Here is a 24,399-nt window from a genome sequence, read left to right as displayed (position 1 = left end):
GTCGGCGCCCGCGCGGCGGGAAGGCGGACGGCTGCGGCTAGAACGGGCTGTCGGCCCCCGCGGCGGCCGGCTTGAGTGCCCTGGCCGGGCAGCAGCCGACCGGGCAGAGGTCGTGGGAGGGGCCGAGCGTGCCCAGGGCACACGGCGCGACCGGGCGGTCCTGTTCGGCGGCGGCGCGCTCCAGTACGAGCTCCCGCACGGCTGCGGCGAACCGCGGGTCCGCGCCCACCGTCGCGGAGCGGCGCACCGGCAGTCCGAGCTCGGCGGCCTTCGCGGTGGCCTCCGTGTCGAGGTCGTACAGCACTTCCATGTGGTCCGAGACGAAGCCGATGGGCGCCATGACGACCGCCGGGACTCCGTCGCCGTGGAGTGCCTCCAGGTGGTCGCAGATGTCGGGCTCCAGCCACGGGATGTGCGGGGCGCCGCTGCGCGACTGGTAGACGAGCTGCCAGGGGTGGTCGACGCCGGTCTCCTCGCGCACGGCCTCGGTGATCAGCCGGGCGACGTCCAGGTGCTCGGCCACGTAGGAGCCGCCGTCGCCGTGCGTCTCCGCCGGCCCGGAGGTGTCGGCCGCGGCGGTCGGGATGGAGTGCGTGGTGAACGCGAGGTGCGCCCCCGCCCTGACGTCCTCGGGGAGGTCGGCCAGCGACGCCAGCACGCCGTCCACCATGGGCCGTACGAAGCCCGGGTGGTTGAAGTAGTGCCGCAGCTTGTCCACCCGGGGCACCGGGAGCCCTTCCGCCTCCAGTGCGGAGAGTGACTCCGCCAGGTTCTCGCGGTACTGACGGCAGCCGGAGTACGAGGCGTAGGCGCTGGTGGCGAGCACGGCGATCCGGCGGTGGCCGTCCGTGATCATCTCGCGGAGGGTGTCGGTGAGGTACGGAGCCCAGTTGCGGTTGCCCCAGTACACCGGCAGTTCGAGGCCGTGATCCGCGAAGTCCTTGCGCAGCGCGTCCAGCAGCGCCCTGTTCTGCGCGTTGATCGGGCTCACTCCGCCGAAGAGGAAGTAGTGCTTGCCGACCTCCTTGAGCCGTTCTTCGGGGATGCCCCGGCCGCGCGTCACGTTCGCGAGGAACGGGACCACGTCGTCAGGGCCTTCGGGACCGCCGAAGGACAGCAGCAGCAGAGCGTCGTAGGGAGCGGGATCACGCAGATCGGACATGCCCCGATCCTGCCACCCGCCGCCGACAGCGCGGCAACCGCCACCGCCCGGGTCCGGGTGGCAGCGGCCGCCCGTAAGCTGTGTCAGCCCCCTGCACACCTGACAGGCTTCCCCGGAGCTCCCCCTTGCCCAGCCCCTACCGCGCCATCTTCGACGCCCCCGGAAGCCGTGGGTTCTCCGCGGCCGGATTCCTCGGCCGGATGCCGCTGTCCATGATGGGGATCGGCGTGGTGACGATGGTCTCCCAGCTCACCGGCCGCTACGGGCTGGCGGGGGCGCTCTCCGCGACGCTCGCCATGGCGGCGGCCGTCATGGGCCCGCAGGTCTCTCGGCTGGTCGACCGGTACGGGCAGCGCCGTGTACTGCGCCCCGTCACGCTGTTCGCGGCCGCGTCGGTCGCGGGGCTGCTGGTCTGCGCCCAGCAGCGGCTTCCCGACTGGACCCTGTTCGTCTTCGCGGCGGGCGCGGGCTGTGTCCCGAGCGTGGGGTCGATGGTCCGGGCCCGCTGGGCCGAGATCTACCGGGGTTCCGGGCGGCAGCTGCACACCGCGTACTCCTGGGAGTCGATCGTCGACGAGGTGTGCTTCATCTTCGGGCCTATCGTCTCCATCGGTCTGTGCACCGCCTGGTTCCCGGAGGCCGGCCCACTGCTGGCCGGCGGGTTCCTGGTGGTGGGCGTCTTCTGGCTGACGTCCCAGCAGGCCACGGAGCCCAGGCCGCATCCGAAGGAGCACCACACGGGCGGCTCGGCACTGCGCTCGTCCGGACTCCAGGTGCTGGTGATGACCTTCGTCGCCACCGGGGCGATCTTCGGAGCGGTGGACGTGGTGACGGTGGCCTTCGCCGAGGAGCGCGGCCACAAGGCGGCGGCCAGCCTCGTGCTCGCGGTCTACGCCCTGGGCTCCTGTCTCGCCGGAGCGGTCTTCGGTCTGCTGCACCTGCGGGGGAAGCCGTCCACCAGGTGGCTGGTGGGGGTGTGCGCGATGGCCGTGAGTATGATCCCCCTCCAACTGGCCGGGAGCCTGCCGTTCCTGGCCGTGGCGCTCTTTGTCGCGGGCCTCGCCATCGCACCGACGATGGTCACCACCATGGCCCTCGTCGAACAGCACGTACCGCGCACCCAGCTGACCGAGGGCATGACCTGGACCAGTACCGGACTCGCCGTCGGAGTGGCGCTCGGCTCCTCCGCCGCAGGCTGGGTGGTCGACGCCTCCGGGGCCGAGGCGGGGTACGCGGTGCCCGCCGTGGCGGGAGCGCTCGCGGCCGCGGTGGGGCTCCTGGGGTACCGCCGGCTCGCGGAGCCGGTGCCTACGGGAGGGCGCGGGGAAGATGACCGACACCTACGCACGGACGGCGAACACGTGGCGTAACTGGGCGGGCAATGTCACGGCCCGGCCCGTACGCGTGGAGTCCCCCGCCTCCGTCGACGAACTCGCCGAGGTGCTCCGTAGGGCCTCCGAGGACGGACTGACGGTCAAGCCCGTCGGCACCGGTCATTCGTTCACCGCGACCGCGGCCACGGACGGGGTCCTCATACGCCCGGATCTGCTCACCGGGATCCGAGGCGTCGACCGTGAGGCGATGACCGTGACGGTCGAGGCCGGCACCCCGCTGAAGCGCCTCAACGCCGCGCTCGCCCGTGAGGGCCTCTCCCTCACCAACATGGGCGACATCATGGAGCAGACGGTCGCCGGGGCCACGTCCACGGGCACCCACGGCACCGGCCGCGACTCGGCGTCGATCTCGGCGCAGATCCGCGCGCTGGAGCTGCTCACGGCCGACGGCACGGTGCTGCGCTGCTCGGCCGAGGAGCACCCGGACGTCTTCGCGGCGGCCCGCATCGGGCTCGGGGCGCTCGGCGTGGTCACCGCGGTCACGTTCGCCGTGGAACCGGTCTTCCTGCTGACGGCCCGCGAGGAGCCGATGACCTTCGACCGGGTCACAGCCGACTTCGATCAGCTGGTCACCGAGAACGAGCACTTCGAGTTCTACTGGTTCCCGCACACCGGCAACTGCAACACCAAGCGCAACAACCGCAGCGCGGGCCCCGCCGCTCCGCCCGGGCGGGTCAGCGGCTGGATCGAGGACGAGTTCCTCTCCAACGGGATCTTCCAGGTCGCCTGTTCGGTCGGCCGGGCGGTCCCCATGGCCATCCCCTCCATCGCCAGGATCTCCAGCCGCGCCCTTTCGGCCCGTACGTACACCGACATCCCGTACAAGGTGTTCACCAGCCCCAGGCGGGTGCGCTTCGTCGAGATGGAGTACGCCCTGCCGCGCGAGGCGGCGGTCGCGGCCCTGCGCGAGCTCAAGGCCATGGTGGAGCGCTCACCGCTGCGGATCAGCTTCCCGGTGGAGGTCCGCACCGCGCCCGCGGACGACATGGCGCTCTCCACGGCCTCGGGCCGGGACAGCGCGTACATCGCGGTGCACCTGTACCGCGGCACGCCGTACCAGGCGTACTTCACGGCGGTCGAGCGGATCATGACGGGATACGACGGCCGCCCGCACTGGGGAAAGATCCACACCAGGGACTCCGGCTACCTGGCCGGGGCCTACCCCCGGTTCGGCGAGTTCACGGCCGTACGCGACCGGCTCGACCCGGACCGGCTGTTCGCCAACGACTACCTGCGGCGCGTGCTCGGGGACTGAGCCCGCGGAGGCGGACAGGACCGGATCACCGGTCAGTGTCCGTCCCGGCCCCGCCCTGCTGGTCCGGGACCTCGTCGGCCCCGGTCGGGTCAGGGGCGGCCGGAGTGGTGCCGTCGTCGCCCGGCGTCGCCGGGGCGGTGGCCTCCGGAGTCGAGGCCCCGCCGGACGCCGAGGGCGTGGGGGTGGGGTCCGTGGCCGAACCGTCGCCGGCGGAGGGATCGGGCTGCGCGCCGCCGTCCTCGTCCGGGTCCGTGCCGGGCGTCGTCGTGCTCCCGCTGCTCGGCACGTTCCCGTCGTTCCCCTGGTCACCCTGGTCCGAGTCGTCCTCCTGGCCCGTGCTGTCCGAGGGCGACGGCGAGGTCGTCCCCCCGTGGCGCTCGCCGCCCACGACGGAGCCGATGGTCGTCCGTCCGTTGCCACCCAGATCGTGGCCGGAGACCATTTCGTACACGGTGATGCCGGCCATCGACAGGACGAAGACACCGGTGGCCGCGAGGGCCGATCGCTTCCAGCCACGGACGCGAGTGCCGTGCGTACGGGCATCCGAGTAGGAGTCGCCCGTGATCGCGTCGCCGGGGCGTGGGTCTCCCCGGTACGCCTCGCCGGGGTTCGCCTCGGACGGCCGGAACTGTCGCAGAACCGTCGTGCGGTCCGCTCCGGGCTCCACCGTCCGCAGGGCCCTCGTGGCGTCGTCCTCCGGCCGCTGCGGCGCGGGATACGTCTCCCTGGTCCGCACCGTCACCTGACGGCCCGCCGGATGCTTCACCTGGACGGTGACTTCGCGGATCTGCTCACCGGTACGACGGAAGAAGTGCTGGAAGACCGAGCCACCGCAGGTGGCCACCACGCTCATCACGCCCGCGCCGGCGATGGTTCCGTAAACACCGAGCTGCGAGGCCATGACGGCCGCCGCGACCGCCGCGACGGCGCTGCCCGCAACCTGCGGCAGGCTCAGATCTATGCGCCTTTCCTTGCGTTCCGCATCACTCTGCGGCTTCTGAACCATGATCTGCCCCTGCTCGACAACTAGCCCACCTTGCACCAGGAAGGGACATTTGAGCGAATCAGATAGTTCCGATTCTGGAGATTTTGTGAAGCAGCACACGCATCGAGGGCATATCGCGAACAACGGGGTAACCCAACTCCCGTGCCCCGTGAGAACTTCGGCGGCGCGCCGGTCCACCCACGTGGCCCGAATGGAGTACTGTGGCGAGCCCTGGGGCCGGACTCCCGCATGGGAATCCGGAACTTCCGGGAGGGGGCCGAAGGCGGCACCCGAACCGGCGGCGCCGCGGCATCGCACGGGCGCCTGCTACATGCAGCGACCATCCGGTCGCCGTGCGTCGCAAACAGGTAACCGTGCCATCGTGGCGTCCAGGGCCAAGGCCCGACACGCCGGGTTACTTGGCAAGGTTGTGGCAGGCCGAACCCGGGCAGGTCACACTCGACTAGCGGAAGCAGCGACGCACGTGACGTCGGCAGGCACCACCCGGGAGGTTCCCATGCCCGAACTGCGTGTCGTGGCCGTCTCAAACGACGGCACACGACTGGTGCTCAAGGCTGCGGACAGCACGGAGTACACGCTTCCGATCGATGAGCGGCTGCGTGCCGCCGTGCGCAATGACCGCGCCCGGCTCGGCCAGATCGAGATCGAGGTGGAGAGCCATCTCCGCCCTCGCGACATCCAGGCGCGTATACGTGCCGGCGCCTCCGCCGAGGAGGTCGCCCAGTTCGCCGGCATCCCGGTGGACCGGGTACGCCGCTTCGAGGGCCCCGTGCTCGCGGAGCGTGCGTTCATGGCCGAGCGCGCCCGGAAGACTCCTGTGCGCCGTCCCGGCGAGAACACCGGCCCCCAGCTCGGCGAGGCGGTGCAGGAGCGCCTGCTGCTGCGTGGCGCCGACAGGGAAACCGTCCAGTGGGACTCCTGGCGCCGGGACGACGGCACCTGGGAGGTCCTCCTGGTGTACCGCGTCGCGGGCGAACCGCACTCCGCGAGCTGGACGTACGACCCGCCGCGGCGGCTGGTCCAGGCCGTGGACGCGGAGGCGCGCTCGCTGATCGGCGAGACCGACGACGTCGCGGCACCGGAGCCGAGCTTCCCCTTCGTGCCCCGGATCGCGCGGCTTCCGCGCGACCGGCCGCTGGACCGCGCGCTGGACCGCCAGATCGAGCGTCCCGCTCCCCCGGCGCCGGAGCCGGAGGAGCGCATCGGCGGGGTGTCCGCCGGCGAGCGCGACTCGCTGACCAGCCTCCTGGAGGCGGTGCCGAGCTTCCGCGGCGACATGGTCGTCCCGGAGCGGCCCTCGCAGCCGGAACCGCCCGCGCTCGAGCCCGCGCCGCAGCAGGAGCCCGAGGCGGACGAGCCCCCGGCCGCGGCGGCGTCCGCAGGTGCGGGTTCCGCCTACGCCGACGTACTGATGCCTCGCGCGGTGGCGGGCCACCGGGACCGGCTGACCGGGACGACGGACCGCCAGGCCGAGGCCGACGGCGTACGGCCCGGTCGCAGGGCGGCGGTCCCGAGCTGGGACGAGATCGTCTTCGGCACACGCCGGAAGAAGCAGGACTGAGGATCCGCCGGGAGGTCCGTGGCATGAGGAGGGCCCGTACGCGACGCCGTACGGGCCCTCGCTCCGTCCGGATGCCGGCCGCGTCAGGCGGGCTCCGGCCCCGTGGCGACGGGGCGGGACTCGTCCGAGGACCACTCCGACCAGGACCCTGCGTACAGGGCGGCCCGGTGTCCGGCGAGCTCCAGCGCCAGTACCTCATGGGCACCCGAGACGCCGGAGCCGCAGTAGACGCCGACAGGAGTGTCGCCGTCCGCACCCAGGGCGGAGAACCGGGAGGCGAGCGAACCGGCGGGCAGGAAGCGCCCGTCCTCGCCGACGTTCTGCGTGGTCGGCGCGGATACCGCACCCGGGATGTGGCCGCCGACGCGGTCGATCGGTTCCACGTCCCCCCGGTAACGCTCCGCGGCTCGTGCGTCGAGCAGCAGTCCGGCGCGGGCGAGCTCCGCGGCGCCGTCCGCGTCCAGGAGGCCGAGCGCGCCCGGTTGTGGCCGGAAGTCACCCTCGGCGGGCTTCGGAACGCCGGTCGAGAGCTCACCCGTCCATGCGGCGAGACCACCGTCCAGCACACGGACATCGAGGTGTCCGGTCCAGCGCAGCAGCCACCACGCGCGGGCAGCCGCCCAGCCCTGGCCTCCGTCGTAGACCACCACAGGGGTCTCGCGGCCGACGCCCGCCTGCCGCATGACGGCTCCGAAGGCCTCCGGGTCCGGCAGGGGATGACGGCCACCGCTGCCCGCCGGGCCCGCGAGCTCGGAGTCGAGATCGATGAACACCGCGCCGGGGATGTGCCCGGCCTCGTAGTCGGCGCGGCCGTTCGGCCCGCCGAGCTGCCAGCGGATGTCAAGGAGCACCGGCGGGCGCGGCCCTGCCGACTCGCTCATGTATTCGGATGCGGTGATGATGGGCTTCATGGGTGCCATCTTCGCGCAGGGGCCGCCCGCGATGACGTCGCACCGAATTGGATGTACCGCATCAAAACGGGCTTCGGCGTGAGCGGAAGCCGGAAAACGCGGCGCGGCCGGGGTGCCTCGGAGCCTCAGTGGTGCGAGCATCTGCACGGAGCGTACGCACCCGTATCCGTACCGCTGGAGGCCGTGCAGGCCCCGTCCTCCCGTACGGCCACCCCGATGGTACGAGGAGAGAGAAGAAGATGACCGAGGCTGCCACCCGGCGCACGCCCGGAGCACCGTGCTGGGTGAGTCTGATCGTGCACGGCCTGACCGCGACCCAGGAGTTCTACAGCCGGTTGTTCGGCTGGGAGTTCCGGCCCGGACCCGACCAGCTGGGGCCGTACGTCCGGGCGCTGCTCTGCGGCAAGGAGGTCGCCGGCATCGGACAGTTGCCGCCCGACCGGCATCTCCCGATCGCCTGGACGACCTATCTCGCCACCGAGGACGCGGATGTCACGGCGGAGGCGATCCGCTCGTGCGGCGGGACGGTGGCCGTCGGCCCCCTCGACGCCGGGGACGCGGGACGCCTCCTGCTCGCGTCCGACCCGAGCGGCGCGGTCTTCGGTGTCTGGCAGGCCGCCGAGCACCTCGGTACGGCCCTCGCGGGCACACCGGGCACCCCCGTGTGGAACGAGCTGGTGACCCGGGAGACCGCGTCGGTCGCCAAGTTCTACCAGGCCGTGTTCGGATTCGAGACCGAGGCGGTCGTCTCGGCCGACTTCGACTACCAGACACTGCACCTCCAGGGCCGTCCGGTGGCCGCCCTGCACGGTGTGGGGCACGCCCTGCCGCGCGACCGGGGGCCCCACTGGATGACCTACTTCCAGGTCGCCGACACCGACGAGGCGACGGCACGCGTGGTGGAGCTCGGCGGACACGTGCTGCACCCACCGCGCGAGGCTTCCAGCGGCCGGCTCGCCACGGTGGCGGATCCTGAGGGCGCGGTGTTCACGCTCGTCCGGCCGCCCGGCAGTTGAGCTGTTCGCGCACAGCCTCGCCGGTGACGGCGCGCACGGAACCACCCAACCGGCCCGGCCCGCACGGTGGTTGACCAGAGCCACCCATGTTCCCCCGGGCGGTCAGCCGTGGTTGACCGGCAGCACGTCCGGCGACAGCGCACCGGCGTGGGAGGCGGCACTCGTCATGCGGCGACGGTGGTGACGGCGGCACAGGACCTCGTAGCCGATCTCCGCGGCCGGCCGGTCGACATCGCCGACGACGACCTGCTCCCCCTCGACCACCATCACCCCGCCGACCGCCCGGGCGTTGTGCGTGGCGCGGGCACCGCACCAGCACATGGCCTCGACCTGGAGCGTCTCCAGCCGGTCCGCCAGCTCGATCAGCCGCTGCGAGCCGGGGAAGAGCTTGGTGCGGAAGTCCGTGGTGATGCCGAAGGCGAACACATCGAGACCGAGGTCGTCGACGACCCGGGCCAGCTGGTCGATCTGCTCCGGAGCGAGGAACTGGGCCTCGTCCACGATCACATGGTCGACCTTGTCCCCCTTGGACATCCGGCTCACGAGGTAGCCGTACAGGTCCATTCCGGGTGCGGCCTCGACCGCCTCCGTCACCAGGCCGAGCCGCGACGACAGCTTCCCCTCCCCCGCCCGGTCGTCCCGGGTGAAGATCACTCCCTGCAGACCGCGCGCCGACCTGTTGTGGCCGATCTGGAGGGCCAGGGTGCTCTTTCCGCAATCCATCGTTCCGGAGAAGAACACGAGCTCGGGCATGAGAAGGTGCGCGCCTTTCAGAGGTGGGGGCGGTGCGGGGAACGGAAAACGACGGCTACGAGCGTACTTCGAGGAGCGGGACCAGTTGTTCCACGGGCGTCAGCGAACCGTGCATGCCCACCATCGCGGACTCGTGGGGCTCGTTGACCGAAGCGGTGATCACCACGTCGTCCCGGGCGGCCGCCACCACATCGCCGATCCTGCCGTACACCCGCTCGTCGATCCGCGGGCCGAACCAGCCCGCCGCGATGGCCTCGTCACGGCTCGCCACCCAGAACTGCTCCCCGAGCACCTCGCGCCAGACGGTCAGCACGTCCGCCTGGGCACCGGGGACCGCGTACACATGGCGGGCGCGTCCTTCGCCGCCCAGCAGGGCGACTCCGGCGCTCAGCTCCCAGTCCTCGTCGAAGTCGATGCGGGACTCCTCGTCGAACGGGATGTCGATCATGCCGTGGTCGGCGGTGATGTACAGCGCCGAGCGGGGCGGCAGCTGCTCGGCGAGGCGCCGGGCGAGCCCGTCGACGTACATCAACTGGCCCCGCCATGAGTCGGAGTCGATGCCGAAGCGGTGTCCCTGGCCGTCGACCTCGCTGTAGTACGTGTAGACGAGGGACCTGTCACCGGCGGCGAGCCGTTCGGCGGCCAGGTCCATCCGGTCCTCGCCGGTGAGCCGGCCGAGGAAGGAACCGCCGCTGAGCGCGACCTCGGTCAGGGGGGTCTGCTCGAAGCTGGGGGCGGAGACCTGAGCCGTGCGTACGCCGGCCGCGTCGGCGAGCTTGAAGACGGTCGGGTACGGCTGCCAGGCCTTGGGGTCGGTCCACGGCCTCCAGCGGAGCTGGTTCATGAGCGCGCCCGTGTCCGGGTTGCGCGCCGTGTAACCGGGAAGGCCGTGCTCGCCGGGGGCCAGGCCCGTGCCGACCGAGGCGAGCGAGGTCGCCGTCGTCGACGGGAAGCCCGAGGTGACCGGGCGGCCCGTGCCGCCGCGAGACGTGGGGAGCAGCGAGTGCAGGAAGGGCGCCTCGTCCGGGTGGGCCTTGATCTGCTCCCAGCCGAGCCCGTCGATCAGGAAGACGCAGTTCCGGTCGGCGGGTGTGAGCTCCGGGATCCTCGCCTCGAAGCCGGGTACACCCTGCCCCGCGACGAGCGTCGGCAGCAGATCGGCGAGCGAGCCGGTGCCGTACTCGGGTACGGGCGCGGCCTCGGGAGCGAGCAGAACGGGGTCCTGCCAGGCGGGCTGGACCATCAGCGGGCGGTCGACGCGGTCGCGGCCGTGGCCTCGGAGAGGGACTGGGCGAAGGCAAGGGTCTGGCGTACCGTGTCCGGGCCGTCCCCGGCCTCGCTGACGCGCAGGCTCAGGTCGTCGGCGGTGGAGCTGCCGGTGTAGCCGTGGTCGGCCTCGCAGTTGGGGTCACCGCAGGCCGCGGGCTCGAGGTCGATACGGGAGACGGCACCCCAGCCGATGGTCAGGACGACCTCGCGGGGCAGCGTGCCGGGCACGTACTTCTCGGGGTTGGCGACGACGCGGCTGACCACGACGGACGAGATCCGGTCGAGCTTGACCGACTCGGTGGACGTCGTGGCGTAGGGCGTCGGGGAGCTCGTGTCGGCGGCCTGCTCGTCGGTGTGGCTGACGATGAAGCGGGTGTCCGTCAGGACGAGGACCGTGACATGGCGGCGGACCTCGTTGGAGTCGAAGGTGGTCTCCTGGTGCACCAGGTACGAAGCGACCGGCTCCCCGCCGACGGCGGCCTCCACCGCCTCGGCCACGAGGGCCGGGTAGTAGCCGCTGCGCTCGATCGCCGCGCGCAGCCCCTGGGTCGTCGTACCGGTCTTTGCCATGAGGACCATCCTACGGGGGGCCGGTGACTGCCGGGGACTCCGTGCGCGGGTCCGTGGGCGGTCAGTAGCTGGGGAGCCTGCGGGGGCCGAGATCGCTTCGGGCGGGCGGCGGGGCGAGCCGGACGCTCGCCCCGAGCACCGTCAGGCCGTGGGTGGCCACGACAACGGGTTCCAGGGCGACCGAGACCACCTCGGGGTGGTCGTCGACCAGCCGGGACACCCGCAGGAGCAGCTCCTCGAGCGCCGCGGTGTCCGCCGGTGCGGAGCCGCGCCAGCCGAACAGCACCGGCGCCGCCTTGATGGAGCGGATCAGCTCGGCGGCGTCGCGGTCGGTGGCGGGCACGAGACGGTGTGCCGTGTCACCCAGCAGCTCGGAGGGCGCACCCGCCAGGCCGAAGGAGAGGACGGCACCGGCGGCCGCGTCGATGGACGCCCTGACGACGGTGTCGACGCCCCTGGGTGCCATGGCCTGGACGACGGGCCGGAGTTCGGCGGGCGTGCCGAGCAGATCCGTCAGTTCCTCGTACGACCGGCGCAGTGCGTTCTCGTTGGCGAGATCGAGCCGGACACCACCGAGGTCGGCGCGGTGCCGGAGATGGGGTGCGGTGGTCTTGAGGGCCACTGGATATCCGAGCTTCGCGGCGGCGGCTACGGCGGCCTCCGGGTCGGGGGCCGGGAGCGCCGGCAGCACGGTGACGCCGTAGCGGGCGAGCAGCTCGCGGGCCTCGTCGTGGGTGAGCGGGCGGCCACGGCGGTCGGGGCTCGGGCCGAGCAGTGTCTCGATCAGCCCGGCGGTCCCGTGCTCGTCGATGGTCTCGTCCAGGAATTCGGGCACCTTGCCGGGGGACGCCGCGTGGCGCCGCCACTGGGCGTACTTCACCACCTCGCCGAGCGCGCGGACGGCTCGCTCGGCGGCGGGGTAGGCGGGCATCCGCCCGACGGCGGGCCCGGGGTGACCGGTGACGCTCCCGCCCTTTCCCGGCGCGGCCGGTGCCGGGGCGCCGGTCCTGGGCGCACCCGCACCCGGAGTGCCGGAGGAGGGCGGGGAGGAGATGCGTTGCGGCTCCGGAGCGGCGGCGGGGGCGGCGGGCCGGGGCGTGGCCGTGCTCGTCGCGGCGGCGAGGGCCTGCGCGAGGCCGCCCATCTCCACGTGCACCACGGCCACCGGCTTCGCCGGGCCGGTGGCCGCCGCCTCGCGCAGTGCGGCCGCCAGGACCTCACCGTCACCCGTCTCCGCCTCGCCGTTCTCCCCCACCCAGGGGATCGCGGTCACGATCACGGCGTCGCACGTACGGTCGGCGAGCGCCTCGGCCAGCGCGTGCCGGAAGTCCTGCGGGCTCGCCGCCGTGGTGAGGTCGCGGGGCGGGCGCGGGCGCAGCCCCTCCGCCAGGCAGGCGTCGTAGGTGAGGAGGCCGAGCGACTCCGAGTTGCCCAGGATCGCCACCCGGGGGCCGTCCGGCAGGGGCTGGCCGGCGAGGAGCAGGCCGACGTCGACCATCTCCGTCACGGTGTCGACGCGGATCACGCCCGCCTGGCGCATCAGCGCGGAGACCGTCGCGTCGGGGATACGGCTCACCGGTACGGCGTGACCCGGCGGATTGGTCCCGCTGTGCCGGGCGCCCTTCACCACGACCACGGGCTTCACGGCGGCCGTCCGGCGGGCGAGCCGGGTGAACTTGCGCGGATTGCCGAGTGATTCGAGGTACAGCAGGGCGACGTCGGTGCCCTGGTCCTCGTACCAGTACTGCAGGAAGTCGTTGCCGGAGACGTCGGCCCGGTTGCCCGCGGAGATGAAGGCCGACAGCCCGGCGCCCCTTCGGTGGAGACCGGACAGGACGGCGATCCCGATGGCGCCGGACTGGGTGAAGAGCCCGATGCGCCCGGCCTTGGGCGACTCCGGGGCGAGGGAGGCGTTGAGGCGGACCGCGTCGGAGGTGTTGATGATGCCGAAGGCGTTGGGGCCGATGATGCGCATGCCGTACGAGCGGGCCTGCCGGACCAGTTCCCGCTGCCGCTCCCGCCCTTCGGCGCCGCGCTCGGCGTAGCCGGCGGAGAGGACGACGAGGCCCTGGACCCCGTGTTCCCCGCAGTCGGCGACGGCCTCGGGCACCCGGTCGGCGGGGACGGCGACGACCGCGAGATCGACCTGTTCGCCGATCTCGCCCACGGAGCGGTGGGCGGGCACCCCTTCGACCGTTCCCAGGTCGGCGGCGAAGGACGTGTTCACCGCGTACGTGCGTCCGGTGAAGCCGGAGCCGAGGAGATTTCGCAGTACCGTCCTGCCCACGCCGCCGGGCGCGCGGCCGACGCCGATGACGGCGACGGACCCCGGGGCCAGCAGCCGCTGGACGGAGCGCGCTTCGGCCCGCTGTTCACGGGCACGCTGGACGGCGAGTGACTCGGCTGTGGGTTCCAGGTCGAGGGTGAGGTGGACGGAGCCCTCCTCGAAGCTGCGCTGCTGGGTGAACCCCGCGTCCCGGAACACCTTGATCATCTTGTTGTTGGCAGGCAGCACCTCGGCGGCGAAGCGGCGGATACCCCGCTCCCTGGCCACCGCCGCGATGTGTTCGAGAAGGGCCGACGCCACGCCGCGTCCCTGGTGGGCGTCCTGCACGAGGAAGGCGACCTCCGCCTCGTCCGCGGGTGCGGAGGCGGGCCTGCCCTGCTCGTTGATCCGGTCGAAGCGGACGGTGGCGATGAACTCGCCGCCGATCGTTACGGCCAGCCCCACCCGGTCGACGTAGTCGTGATGGGTGAAGCGGTGCACGTCCCGGGCGGAGAGACGTGGATACGGGGCGAAGAAGCGGTAGTACTTCGACTCGTCGGACACCTGCTCGTAGAAGCTGACCAGCCGCTCGGCATCGTCCGTGGTGATGGGCCTGATACGCGCGGTGCCACCGTCTCGGAGCACCACGTCCGCCTCCCAGTGGTCGGGGTACGCGTGATGCGGACTCTGCTCCGGAGTGGGCTCCATGGGCAAAGCCTACGGCCCGGGACACCGGTCGCGGCGGGATCGCGGCAGGGCCACGCTGAGGGGAGCCGGCGGGCGGCGAGCGGCCGGCGGCGACGCCGGGCACAGCAGTCCGCACTGCATGAGAGACTGGTCTAGACAACTCATCGTTACGTGAAGGGCAGAACCATGGCTGAGCGCCGCGTCAACGTCGGTTGGGCCGAGGGCCTGCACGCCCGCCCCGCTTCCATCTTCGTCCGTGCCGCCACGGCCTCCGGCGTCCCCGTCACGATCGCCAAGGCGGACGGCAACCCGGTGAACGCCGCTTCCATGCTCGCGGTGCTCGGCCTCGGCGCCCACGGCGGCGAGGAGATCGTGCTCGCGTCCGAGGCGGACAACGCCGAGGTCGCCCTGGACCGTCTGGCGAAGCTGGTCGCCGAGGGGCTCGAGGAGCTCCCGGAGACCGTCTGATTCCGGCCGTTCCGGACCGGAATTATTTCTGCGGAACAGCCGCGGCTCCCCCACCGGGAAGCCGCGGCTTTTCTGTTTCCTGATCCGCGGCATACAGGGCGCCATAAAGCCTGAATCAGGGCAGCAAAAAGAAAGCCCTTCGATAATTACCCTCTTTGTATACGGCGCATTTGTTAATGGCGGACTCCCGCGATGTTTACGGGGTGTTGCGAAGTCCTCACCCGCGCCGCGCCCGCCGCGTGCCCCGGCCGGTCCGTGCGTCGCAGCCGATGGGCCGCGGTGGCCCGCTCGGCGTGCTGGGTGGCGAGCGCCCTGGCCCGCTCCGCGTCACGGCGGGCCACGGCGTCGACAAGGGCGCCGTGCTCGGCCCATGAGTCCGCGGGGCGGGCCGGCTGCTCGACGACGTACATCCAGGCGATCTTGTGCCGGAGCTGGGTCAGGAGCGCGATCAGCGCGGGGCTGCCCGAGGCCTGGGCCAGCGTCTCGTGGAACCAGCCGCCCAAGGAGCGCAGATCCTCCCCCTCCCCCCTGCGCACCCGCTCCTGACCCAGCCTGACCAGGCCGCGTAGCACCTTGAGGTGCGCCTCGGTGCGGCGCTGCGCCGCGCGTGCGGCGCCCAGGGGCTCCAGGAGCATGCGGATCTCCAGGAGGTCGGCGGCCTCCTGCTCCGTGGGCTCGGCGACACAGGCGCCGGCGTGCCGGCGGGTGACGACGAACCCCTCGGACTCCAGGGTGCGCAGCGCCTCGCGCACGGGGACACGGGAGACGCCGTACCGACGCGCGAGCACCTCTTCGGTGAGGCGGCTGCCCCGTTCGAAGACACCGGAGACGATGTCGTCACGGATTGCCGTGCATACCGAATGCGCGGGAATGCGCATGTCCGAACCTCCGCCTTAATCCCCGCGAAACGCGGCCGATCGACGCCTGTTCTGTGACTCTATTGCAACCGGCCGGAATTTCCGATGGCGGGGTGGAATCCATGGATATCTTTTGGCCAGGGAGCACTTCCGCGAGGGCTTCGCTACGCATCTCGGCCGGGACACGGCGAAGGCCCCGGCGGGTGCCGGGGCCTTCGTCGGAGCGGTGTCGTGCGGGGTGGGGTCAGACCTGGACGCCGTGGGCCCGGAGGTAGGCGACGGGGTCCATGTCCGAGCCGTACTCGGGGGTGGTCCGGGCCTCGAAGTGCAGGTGCGGCCCGGTGGAGTTGCCGGTCGAGCCGGAGATGCCTATCTGCTCGCCCGAGCCGACGCTCTGGCCGACGGAGACGCCGATCGAGGAGAGGTGGCCGTACTGGGTGTACGTGCCGTCCTTCATCTTGAGCACGATGTTGTTGCCGTACGCGCCGCCCCAGCCGGCCTCGACGACCGTGCCGGCGCCGACAGCGACGACGGAGGTGCCGGACGCGGCCTGGAAGTCGACACCGGAGTGGGTGCCGGAGGACCAGAGGGCGCCACCGGACTTGTACCCGGTGGTGACGTGCGAACCGGCGACCGGGAGGTGGAAGGAGTTGAGCCGGGCGCGCTCGGCGGCGCGTGCGGCGCGCGCCTTCTCCTCGCGGGCCTCCTTGGCGCGGGCTTCCGCCTTGCGCTTGGCCTCGGCCTCGGCCTTCGCCTTGGCCTTCGCTTCGGCCGCGGCCTTCGCGGCGACTTCGGCCTGGTGCTGCTGGACCTTCGCCTGCGCCTCGATCTGGGCGGCGAGGGTGGTGTCGAGGGCGACGGTCTGGGTCAGACCGGTGCTGCCCGCGGTGACCTCGGAGTCCGCGGCGAGGGCCGGGGAGGCCGTGGCACCGATGACGCCGGTGGTGGCCAGGGCGGCGATGCCGGCGACCTTGGCGCTCTTGCGCGTCAGGCGGCTCGGGGCACGGTGCTTCCCGGTGGCACGGATGAACGCCATGGAGGGGCTGGTCCTTTCCTTCCTTCTCGCCTACCGGGTTAGCTGACGGGTTCGGAGCAGGAAGGTCTCCTACGGGCCCCTGGGCCTCCGACGAGGTACAGAGATCCGATTCACCCCAGGGACTTCATGGGTCCCCGGCTCCCCAGGCTCGCGCCTGACGGGGACTCGGCGATGACTGTCCGGCGCCGCGGGCGCGGCATTCGTCTGGCGGACAGCCGGGCCGACGCTAGAGCGGGCCGCTTTCACGCACCAAACGGAAAGGGCCTTTTGTCGCACATCCCACAGGACGAAAAGCACACTTTTCCGCAAAGCGGACAAATGACAGAACCCCGGCGAGAGGGACTCGCCGGGGTCCGTCATGTCCCGCTCTGTCAGCCGGTGACGACCGACACCTCACCGATGCCGAGTGCCCTCACGGGCTCCGCGATCTGTGCGGCGTCCCCGACCAGGACGGTGACGAGCCGGTCGACCGGGAACGCGTTGACCACGGCGGCGGTCGCCTCGACCGTGCCGGTCTCGGCCAGGCGCGCGTACAGCTCGGCCTGGTAGTCGTCCGGCAGGTGCTGCTCCACCTGGTCGGCGAGGGTGCCCGCGACGGAGGCGGCCGTCTCGTACTTCAGCGGGGCGACGCCCACGAGGTTCTGCACGGCCGTCTCGCGCTCGGCGTCGGTGAGCCCCTCGGCCGCCAGGGTGCGCAGGACCTTCCACAGGTCGTCGAGCGCCGGGCCTGTGGACTCCGTGTCGACGGAGCCGCTGATGGCGAGCATCGCGGCGCCCGTCGCCCCGGACGAGGACCCGGGCGCCGTCGAGCGCAGCACCTGTCCGAAGGCCCGGACACCGTAGGTGTAGCCCTTCTCCTCGCGCAGCACGCGGTCCAGCCGGGAGGTGAGGGTGCCTCCGAGGCAGTACGTGCCGAGGACCTGGGCGGGCCACACGCTGTCGTGCCGGTCCGCGCCGATCCGGCCGATCAGCAGCTGCGTCTGCACGGCTCCGGGACGGTCCACGATGACCACACGGCCGGTGTCGTCCGCGGTGATCGGGGGCACGGGCCGGGCCTGGCCGGCGTTGCCCGACCAGTCCCCGACGGTGTCGGAGAGCAGCGAGTCCAGGTCCACCTCCGTGAGGTCCCCGACGACGACCGCCGTCGCGGTGGACGGGCGGACATGGGCGTCGTAGAAGGCGCGTACGGCGGCGGCGTCGATCCGCCGGACCGTCTCCTCGGTGCCCTGGCGCGGACGCGACATCCGCGCCGTCGCGGGGAAGAGCTCCTTGGAGAGCTGCTTGGCGGCCCGCCGGGCCGGGTTGGCCTGCTCGTGCGGGATCTCGTCGAGCCGGTTGCCCACCAGGCGCTCGACCTCGCTCTCCGCGAAGGCCGGGGCCCGCAGGGACTCGGCGACCAGGCCGAGGGCCTTGGCCAGCCGGGAGACCGGGACCTCCAGGGAGACGCGGACACCCGGGTGGTCCGCGTGGGCGTCCAGCGTGGCGCCGCACCGCTCCAGCTCGGCGGCGAACTCCTCCGCGGAGCGCTTGTCCGTGCCCTCGGACAGTGCGCGCGCCATGATCGTGGCCACACCGTCCAGGCCCTCGGGCTCGGCGTCCAGCGGAGCGTCGAGGAAGATCTCCACGGCGACGACCTGCTGGCCGGGGCGGTGGCAGCGCAGCACTGTCAGCCCGTTGGGCAGGGCGCCGCGCTCGGGCGCGGGGAAGGCCCAGGGCCTTGCCTCGCCGGCGGTCGGCTGCGGGTGGTACTCCATCGCTACTCCAGTCACGGCGGCGTCGGTCACTTCTCGGCCCCCTCGTGCGCGTCGGTGCCGTCGGTCTCGTCGGTCTCCTCGGCCGGTTCGACCGGCTCGTAGACCAGGACCGCACGGTTGTCGGGGCGCAGGTGCGCCCGGGCGGCGGCCTTGACCTCGTCGGCCGTCACGTCGAGGACGCGGCCCACCGCGGTCAGGGCGAGCTGCGGGTCACCGAACAGGACGGCGTACCGGCACAGTTCGTCCGCGCGGCCGGAGACCGTGCCCAGCCGGTCCAGCCACTCGCGCTCCAACTGCGCCTGCGCGCGTTCCATTTCCTCCGCCGTGGGGCCCTCCTCGGCGAACCGGGCGAGCTCCTCGTCGACGGCCGACTCGATCTGCGGCACCTCGACGCCACCGGACGTCTTGACGTCCAGCCAGCCCAGCGAGGGCGCGCCGGCCAGCCTGAGCAGCCCGAATCCCGCGGCCACGGCCGTACGGTCGCGTCGGACCAGGCGGTTGTGCAGCCGGGACGACTCGCCGCCGCCGAGCACGGTCAGCGCCAGGTCCGCGGCGTCGCACTCGCGCGTGCCGTCGTGCGGCAGCCGGTAGGCGGCCATCAGCGCACGCGCGGGCACCTCCTCCTGGACCACTTCGCGGAGCTGCTCGCCGATGATGCCTGGCAGTGTGCCGTCGCGCGGGGGCTGCTTGCCGTCGTGGGAGGGGATGGAGCCGAAGTACTTCTCGATCCAGGCGAGCGTCTGCTCCGGGTCGATGTCCCCGACGACGGAGAGCACCGCGTTGTTCGGCGCGTAGTACGTGCGGAAGAACGCCTGCGCGTCCTCCAGGGTCGCCGCGTCCAGGTCGGCCATGGAGCCGATCGGCGTGTGGTGGTACGGGTGGCCCTCCGGGTAGGCGAGCGCGGTGAGCTTCTCGAAGGCCGTGCCGTACGGGACGTTGTCGTAGCGCTGGCGGCGCTCGTTCTTCACGACGTCCCGCTGGTTCTCCATGGACTCCTCGTCGAGCGCGGCGAGCAGCGAGCCCATCCGGTCGGCCTCGAGCCACAGGGCCAGCTCCAGCTGGTGCGTGGGCATCGTCTCGAAGTAGTTGGTGCGCTCGAAGCTGGTCGTCCCGTTCAGGGAACCACCGGCCCCTTGCACCAGCTCGAAGTGCCCGTTCCCCTTGACCTGGCCCGAGCCCTGGAACATCAGGTGCTCGAAAAGGTGAGCCAGACCCGTGCGTCCCTTGACCTCGTGGCGGGAGCCGACGTCGTACCAGAGGCACACCGCGGCGACGGGGGTCAGATGGTCCTCGGAGAGCACCACGCGCAGGCCATTGGCCAGACGGTGCTCGGTCGCCGTCAAGCCGCCGGAACCGGCCTGGGCTGTGGCCGTGTGACCCATGGGCATGTACGTCCCTTCGATCGGTACAGGATTTCCTGCCGGACCTGCCACTCTAGGCAAGCGCACGGGCACCTGGCGAAGTTCCCGTCGGGTGAATGTTGTCGTAGATGCTGCCGTAAACAGTGCCTCCGCGGAGGCGCTGTGGGCCGCTTCGGACGGGTCGAGGTCGGCGTTGTCAGAACGGCGGTCCACAATGGTCGGCGTCAGAACCTGAGGTTGCCCGACAGAATCTGTGAAGGAGTCGCAGCCGCGATGGCCCGCCGCAGCACGAAAACCCCGCCGCCGGACGACTTCGAGGAGAAGATCCTCGACATCGACGTCGTCGACGAAATGCAGGGCTCCTTCCTCGAGTACGCGTACTCGGTGATCTACTCCAGGGCTCTGCCCGACGCCCGTGACGGCATGAAGCCCGTGCACCGCCGCATCGTGTCCCAGATGAACGAGATGGGGCTCCGCCCCGACCGCGGCTACGTGAAGTGCGCACGCGTCGTCGGCGAAGTGATGGGCAAACTGCACCCGCACGGTGACGCGTCGATCTACGACGCACTGGTGCGCATGGCACAGCCGTTCTCGATGCGCCTGCCCCTCGTCGACGGGCACGGCAACTTCGGCTCACTCGGCAATGACGACCCGCCCGCCGCCATGCGGTACACCGAGTGCCGGATGGCCGACGCCACGTCACTGATGACGGAGTCGATCGACGAGGACACCGTCGACTTCCAGTCGAACTACGACGGCCAGGAGCAGGAGCCGGTCGTCCTCCCGGCGGCGTACCCGAACCTCCTGGTCAACGGCGCTTCCGGGATCGCGGTCGGCATGGCGACCAACATGCCCCCGCACAATCTCGGCGAGGTCATCGCCGCCGCCCGCCACCTCATCCGGCACCCGGGCGCCGACCTCGAGACGCTGATGCGCTTCGTCCCGGGCCCCGACCTGCCCACCGGTGGCAGGATCGTCGGCCTCGGCGGCATCAAGGACGCCTACGCCGCCGGGCGCGGCACGTTCAAGATCCGTGCCACGGTCGCCATAGAGAACGTCACGGCCCGCCGCAAGGGCCTCGTCGTCACGGAACTGCCCTTCGCCGTCGGCCCGGAGAAGGTGATCGCCAAGATCAAGGACCTGGTCGGCTCGAAGAAGCTCCAGGGCATCGCGGACGTCAAGGACCTCACGGACCGGGCGCACGGCCTGCGTCTCGTGATCGAGGTCAAGAACGGCTTCGTGCCGGAGGCCGTGCTGGAGCAGCTCTACAAGCTGACGCCGATGGAGGAGTCCTTCGGCATCAACAACGTGGCGCTGGTCGACGGGCAGCCGCTCACCCTCGGGCTCAAGGAGCTCCTCGAGGTCTATCTCGACCACCGCTTCGATGTGGTGCGCCGGCGCAGCGAGTTCCGCAGGACCAAGCGCCGCAACCGGCTTCACCTGGTCGAGGGCCTCCTCGTGGCGCTGCTCGACATCGACGAGGTCATCCGTCTCATCCGGGACAGCGACAACTCGGCTCAGGCGAAGGAGCGCCTGATGGAGCGCTTCTCGCTGAGCGAGATCCAGACCCAGTACATCCTGGACACCCCGCTGCGCAGGCTCACGCGCTTCGACAGGATCGAGCTGGAGACCGAGCGCGACAAGCTCACCGGGGAGATCGCTGAGCTGACCGCGATCCTGGATTCGGACGCCGAGCTGCGCAAGCTGGTCTCGTCGGAACTGGCCGCGGTGGCGAAGAAGTTCGGCACCGACCGGCGCACGGTCCTGCTGGAGTCCTCGGGTTCGCAGGTCGCGTCCGTGCCGCTGGAGGTCGCCGACGACCCGTGCCAGGTGCTGCTGTCGTCGACAGGCCTGCTGGCCCGTACGGCCAATGCCGACCCGATCGTCCAGGCCGAGGACGCGAGGAGGACGAAGCACGACGCGATCGTGTCGGCCGTCCCTGCCACGGCACGCGGTGACGTGGGTGCGGTGACGTCCACCGGACGGCTGCTCCGGCTCTCGGTGATCGACCTGCCACAGCTGCCGGACACCCATGCGGCTCCGAACCTGTCGGGCGGGGCACAGGTCGCGGAGTTCCTCACGCTGGAGGCGGACGAGGAGCTGATCTGCCTCACCACGCTGGACGAGGAGTCGCCCGGCCTGGCCATCGGCACCCTGCAGGGGGTGGTGAAGCGTGTGGTGCCCGACTACCCGGCCAACAAGGAGGAGTTGGAGGTCATCTCGCTGAAGGACGGTGACCGGATCGTCGGTGCGACACAGCTGCGTACGGGCGAGGAGGACCTGGTCTTCATCACGTCCGACGCGCAGTTGCTGCGCTATCCGGCGGCGTCGGTGCGTCCGCAGGGACGCCAGGCGGGCGGCATGGCGGGCGTCAAGCTCACGGCGGGCGCCACTGTTCTCTCGTTCAACGCGGTGGCTCCCTCGGCGGACGCCGCGGTGTTCACCGTCGCCGGCTCGCACGGCACGCTGGACGACTCCGAGCGGACCTGGAAGCTGACCCCGTTCGACCAGTACCCACGCAAGGGCAGGGCCACCGGCGGGGTGCGCTGCCAGCGCTTCCTCAAGGGGGAGGACGTCCTGGTGTTCGCCTGGGCCGGCGAGACCCCGGCGCGGGCGGCGCAGAAGAACGGCGCACCGGCCGAGCTGCCGGCCCCCGATCCGCGCCGCGACGGTTCGGGAACGCCGCTGACGAGCCCGGTCGCGGTGATCGCCGGACCGCTGTAGGACACCGCCGGACGGCGAGAGCCCCTGGGGGCCTCAGGCCTCGTCGTCCGGCTGCCGCACGTACCGCAGGACGCCCCACATGCTGCGCTCGAGCTCCTCGGTGGCGTCCTGCCACGCGTCCCGGCAGTCGTCGAGTTCCTTGTGCAGTGCCTCGGAGTCGATACCGGAGCCGATCAGCACGAGCTGGGTCCGCCGCGGTTCGTCGCGGGACCAGCGCTGAGGCACGAAGCGCAGGAACCTGCCGACGGCGTGCAGCGCGTACCGGTTGCCGGGGTCACCCGCGCCGAAGTCGGCGAATCCCTTGATCCGGTAGAGGCCCGCGGGCCTGGAGTCGAGGAACGCCATGAAGCGGCGAGGACTTAGCGGCACGTCCGCGGTGAAGGAGACGCTCTCGTATGCCGCGTGCAGATGCTCCTCGTGCGTGCGGTCGGCCTCGGGGAGCAGATCCTCGAACGTCAGCTGGCGGAAGGCGTCGTCCGCGTCCGGCCTCAGCACGGGGTCGAAGAGCAGCTCCGGGTCGATCCTCCCGTAGGCGGAGCAGATGACCGCCGCCCTTCCGCCCGCCGTGTCGACCGCCTCCCTCACGGCCCTCAGTTCGGCCTCCGCGACCCGGTCGGTCTTGTTCAGGACGATCAGGTCGGCGACCGCGAGGTGGCGGTCGATCTCGGGGTGGCGCTCCCGCGTGGCAGGGAATTCGGCGGCGTCGACGACCTCGACCAGTCCCCCGTACCGGATGTGCGGATTGTCGCTGGCCAGCAGCATCCGTACGAGTTCCTGGGGCTCGGCGAGACCACTCGCTTCGATGACGATCACGTCGAGCCGGGCGGCCGGCCCGGTCAGCGTCTCCAGGTAGTTGTCGAGCTCGCTCGCGTCGACGGCGCAGCACAGGCAGCCGTTGCCCAGCGAGACCGTGGAACCGACCTGTCCCGCGACGGTCATGGCGTCGATCTCGATGGACCCGAAGTCATTGACGACGACACCGATCCGGTTTCCCGCCCTGTTGCGGAGCAGATGGTTGAGCAGCGTCGTCTTGCCTGATCCGAGGAAACCCGCCAGGACGACGACCGGGATCTGCGGGGCGCGGGGCGGGGTCAACGGGGCCTTCCTCGGGTCGGTCAGAGTGCCGGTACGGGGTGTGGGGGCGGGGTCCCGACATAGCGGGCCGCCGGGCGGATGATCTTCGAGTCCTCCGCCTGCTCCAGGATATTGGCGCTCCAGCCGACCGTACGCGCGGCACAGAAGGTCGGGGTGAACATCTCACGCGGCAGCCCGCAGAGCTCCATGACGACCCCGGCGTAGAACTCCACGTTCGTGTGCAGTTCGCGTCCCGGCTTGAGCTCGGCGAGGATCGCCTCCACCTGGCGTTCCACCTCCACCGCGAAGTCGACGAGCGGGCCGCCGAAGCTCTGCGCGACCGAGCGGAGCATGCGTGAGCGTGGGTCCTCGGTGCGGTAGACGGGGTGCCCGAACCCCATGATCCGTTCCCCCGCGAGGACTCGTTCGCGGATCCAGCCGTCGATCCGGTCCGGAGTGCCGATGGCGTCCAGGGTGTCCAGCGCGCGGCTGGGCGCGCCGCCGTGCAGCGGGCCCGAGAGCGCGCCGACGGCTCCGACGAGGCAGGCGGCGACGTCGGCGCCGGTGGACGCGATCACTCGGGCGGTGAAGGTGGAGGCGTTGAAGCCGTGGTCGACGGTGGAGACGAGGTACCGCTCGACGGCCGCCGTCCGTGCGGCATCCGGTTCCTCGCCGGTGAGCATGTACAGGTAGTTCGCGGCGAACGGGAGGTCGTCACGCGGCTCGACCGGTTCCAGGCCCTGGCCGAGGCGGTACAGGGAGGTCAGCACGGTGGGGACCGCGGCGCATACGGCGAGCGCGTCCTCGCGGCGGCGGTCGGCACCGATGTCGTACACCGGGCGGAACCCGGCCGAGGCCCCGAGCAGCGAGAGTGCGGTACGCAGTCCGGCGAGCGGCCCGGAGACCACGCCGGCGCGGGCGATGGCGGGCAGCGCCTCCCGTACCCCGGCGGGCAGTCGGCGCAGGCCGGCGGTGCGGGCGGCGAAGCCCGCGCTCGCCGCCCGGCCGGGCAGCTCGCCGTGGAACATCAGGTACCAGACGTCCTCGAAGCTGCGGCTCTGTGCCAGCTCGATCGCCGAGTACTCCCGGTAGTGGTAGAAGCCCTCGCGGCCGCGCACGTCTCCGAGCCCGGTTTCGGTGACGATCACGCCGGCGAGCCCCCGAGGCACGTCGAGCGGGGCGGTTTCCGTATGCGTGGCAGGCATGGCAGGTCTCTCCTCCACCGATGAGTTGAACATTGATTCGACTGTCCATGATTGACTAATGCCGTGTCAA

19 protein-coding genes and 1 riboswitch are annotated in these 24,399 nt (G+C 71.5%); of the genes, 6 read left to right on the top strand and 13 right to left on the bottom strand.

Translation table 11 applies throughout. The features are described from left to right. Positions 1-37 precede the first annotated feature (37 nt). Positions 38-1,162 (bottom strand): ferrochelatase, encoded by a 1,125-nt coding sequence (locus tag ACFWFI_RS10155; protein ID WP_387387648.1) that lies wholly within the window; start codon positions 1,160-1,162, stop codon positions 38-40. Positions 1,163-1,287: 125 nt separating this feature from the next. On the opposite strand from ACFWFI_RS10155, the gene ACFWFI_RS10150 reads away from it, so the two are divergent. Both ACFWFI_RS10150 and ACFWFI_RS10145 read left to right on the top strand, forming a co-directional pair. Continuing rightward, entirely contained in the window at positions 1,288-2,532 is a 1,245-nt protein-coding gene (locus ACFWFI_RS10150) for an MFS transporter (RefSeq protein ID WP_387387646.1), read from the top strand. Continuing rightward, positions 2,492-3,811, top strand: a complete 1,320-nt coding sequence (locus tag ACFWFI_RS10145; RefSeq protein ID WP_387387644.1) for a D-arabinono-1,4-lactone oxidase — start codon at positions 2,492-2,494, stop codon at positions 3,809-3,811. Before ACFWFI_RS10150 ends, ACFWFI_RS10145 begins: the two co-directional genes overlap by 41 nt. A gap of 25 nt (positions 3,812-3,836) precedes the next feature. On the opposite strand, the gene ACFWFI_RS10140 is transcribed toward ACFWFI_RS10145, so the two are convergent. Continuing rightward, a complete protein-coding gene (locus ACFWFI_RS10140; RefSeq protein WP_387387643.1) occupies positions 3,837-4,817 on the bottom strand; it encodes a RodZ family helix-turn-helix domain-containing protein in 981 nt (326 codons plus the stop codon). A gap of 496 nt (positions 4,818-5,313) precedes the next feature. Between ACFWFI_RS10140 and sepH the strand changes: the two genes are divergently transcribed. Continuing rightward, entirely contained in the window at positions 5,314-6,378 is a 1,065-nt protein-coding gene (sepH, locus tag ACFWFI_RS10135; protein ID WP_387387642.1) for a septation protein SepH, read from the top strand. A gap of 83 nt (positions 6,379-6,461) precedes the next feature. On the opposite strand, the gene ACFWFI_RS10130 is transcribed toward sepH, so the two are convergent. Next, on the bottom strand, positions 6,462-7,289 hold the full coding sequence (locus ACFWFI_RS10130) for a sulfurtransferase (RefSeq protein ID WP_387387640.1): 828 nt from the start codon (positions 7,287-7,289) through the stop codon (positions 6,462-6,464). A 239-nt stretch (positions 7,290-7,528) separates the two neighbouring features. Here ACFWFI_RS10130 and ACFWFI_RS10125 point away from each other — a divergent pair, with 239 nt between their 5' ends. Continuing rightward, complete coding sequence (locus ACFWFI_RS10125; RefSeq protein WP_387387639.1) at positions 7,529-8,305, top strand: VOC family protein; 777 nt, start codon at positions 7,529-7,531, stop codon at positions 8,303-8,305. A 102-nt stretch (positions 8,306-8,407) separates the two neighbouring features. On the opposite strand, the gene ACFWFI_RS10120 is transcribed toward ACFWFI_RS10125, so the two are convergent. The 4 genes from ACFWFI_RS10120 to ACFWFI_RS10105 all read right to left on the bottom strand — a co-directional run bounded on the left by ACFWFI_RS10120 (position 8,408) and on the right by ACFWFI_RS10105 (position 13,871). Further along, a complete protein-coding gene (locus tag ACFWFI_RS10120) occupies positions 8,408-9,058 on the bottom strand; it encodes a thymidine kinase (protein ID WP_387387638.1) in 651 nt (216 codons plus the stop codon). Between the two features lie 55 nt (positions 9,059-9,113). Beyond that, positions 9,114-10,301, bottom strand: a complete 1,188-nt coding sequence (locus ACFWFI_RS10115) for an alkaline phosphatase family protein (RefSeq protein WP_387387637.1) — start codon at positions 10,299-10,301, stop codon at positions 9,114-9,116. After that, entirely contained in the window at positions 10,301-10,897 is a 597-nt protein-coding gene (locus tag ACFWFI_RS10110) for a DUF5998 family protein (protein WP_387387635.1), read from the bottom strand. The genes ACFWFI_RS10115 and ACFWFI_RS10110 overlap by 1 nt, the downstream gene beginning before the upstream one ends. A 61-nt stretch (positions 10,898-10,958) precedes the next feature. Further along, on the bottom strand, positions 10,959-13,871 hold the full coding sequence (locus ACFWFI_RS10105; protein WP_387387634.1) for a bifunctional acetate--CoA ligase family protein/GNAT family N-acetyltransferase: 2,913 nt from the start codon (positions 13,869-13,871) through the stop codon (positions 10,959-10,961). A 165-nt stretch (positions 13,872-14,036) separates the two neighbouring features. Between ACFWFI_RS10105 and ACFWFI_RS10100 the strand changes: the two genes are divergently transcribed. Next, complete coding sequence (locus tag ACFWFI_RS10100; protein WP_387387632.1) at positions 14,037-14,318, top strand: HPr family phosphocarrier protein; 282 nt, start codon at positions 14,037-14,039, stop codon at positions 14,316-14,318. Positions 14,319-14,491: 173 nt separating this feature from the next. Here ACFWFI_RS10100 and ACFWFI_RS10095 read toward each other — a convergent pair whose 3' ends face one another. The 4 genes from ACFWFI_RS10095 to ACFWFI_RS10080 all read right to left on the bottom strand — a co-directional run bounded on the left by ACFWFI_RS10095 (position 14,492) and on the right by ACFWFI_RS10080 (position 19,353). Then, a complete protein-coding gene (locus ACFWFI_RS10095; RefSeq protein ID WP_387387631.1) occupies positions 14,492-15,196 on the bottom strand; it encodes a GntR family transcriptional regulator in 705 nt (234 codons plus the stop codon). A gap of 223 nt (positions 15,197-15,419) precedes the next feature. Next, positions 15,420-16,211 carry a M23 family metallopeptidase gene (locus ACFWFI_RS10090; protein ID WP_387387629.1) on the bottom strand — a complete coding sequence of 264 codons (792 nt, stop codon included), beginning with the start codon at positions 16,209-16,211 and terminating at the stop codon, positions 15,420-15,422. Positions 16,212-16,223: 12 nt separating this feature from the next. Continuing rightward, positions 16,224-16,392: riboswitch (cyclic di-AMP (ydaO/yuaA leader) on the bottom strand. A gap of 190 nt (positions 16,393-16,582) precedes the next feature. Further along, a complete protein-coding gene (locus ACFWFI_RS10085; protein WP_387387662.1) occupies positions 16,583-17,965 on the bottom strand; it encodes a M16 family metallopeptidase in 1,383 nt (460 codons plus the stop codon). Between the two features lie 26 nt (positions 17,966-17,991). Beyond that, positions 17,992-19,353, bottom strand: coding sequence for a M16 family metallopeptidase (locus ACFWFI_RS10080; RefSeq protein WP_387387628.1), 1,362 nt, complete (start codon positions 19,351-19,353; stop codon positions 17,992-17,994). A gap of 246 nt (positions 19,354-19,599) precedes the next feature. Between ACFWFI_RS10080 and ACFWFI_RS10075 the strand changes: the two genes are divergently transcribed. Beyond that, a complete protein-coding gene (locus ACFWFI_RS10075; protein WP_387387627.1) occupies positions 19,600-22,050 on the top strand; it encodes a DNA gyrase/topoisomerase IV subunit A in 2,451 nt (816 codons plus the stop codon). 33 nt (positions 22,051-22,083) lie between these two features. Here the strand turns inward: ACFWFI_RS10075 and ACFWFI_RS10070 are convergent, their stop codons facing one another. Both ACFWFI_RS10070 and ACFWFI_RS10065 read right to left on the bottom strand, forming a co-directional pair. After that, positions 22,084-23,145 carry a CobW family GTP-binding protein gene (locus ACFWFI_RS10070; protein WP_387387625.1) on the bottom strand — a complete coding sequence of 354 codons (1,062 nt, stop codon included), beginning with the start codon at positions 23,143-23,145 and terminating at the stop codon, positions 22,084-22,086. A gap of 20 nt (positions 23,146-23,165) precedes the next feature. After that, on the bottom strand, positions 23,166-24,329 hold the full coding sequence (locus tag ACFWFI_RS10065) for a citrate synthase/methylcitrate synthase (RefSeq protein ID WP_387387623.1): 1,164 nt from the start codon (positions 24,327-24,329) through the stop codon (positions 23,166-23,168). Between the last annotated feature and the right edge of the window lie 70 nt (positions 24,330-24,399).

It is taken from the genome of Streptomyces sp. NPDC060209 (genome assembly GCF_042728155.1).
GTDB lineage: Bacteria > Actinomycetota > Actinomycetes > Streptomycetales > Streptomycetaceae > Streptomyces.
This window is presented reverse-complemented; position numbering and strand designations above follow the sequence as displayed.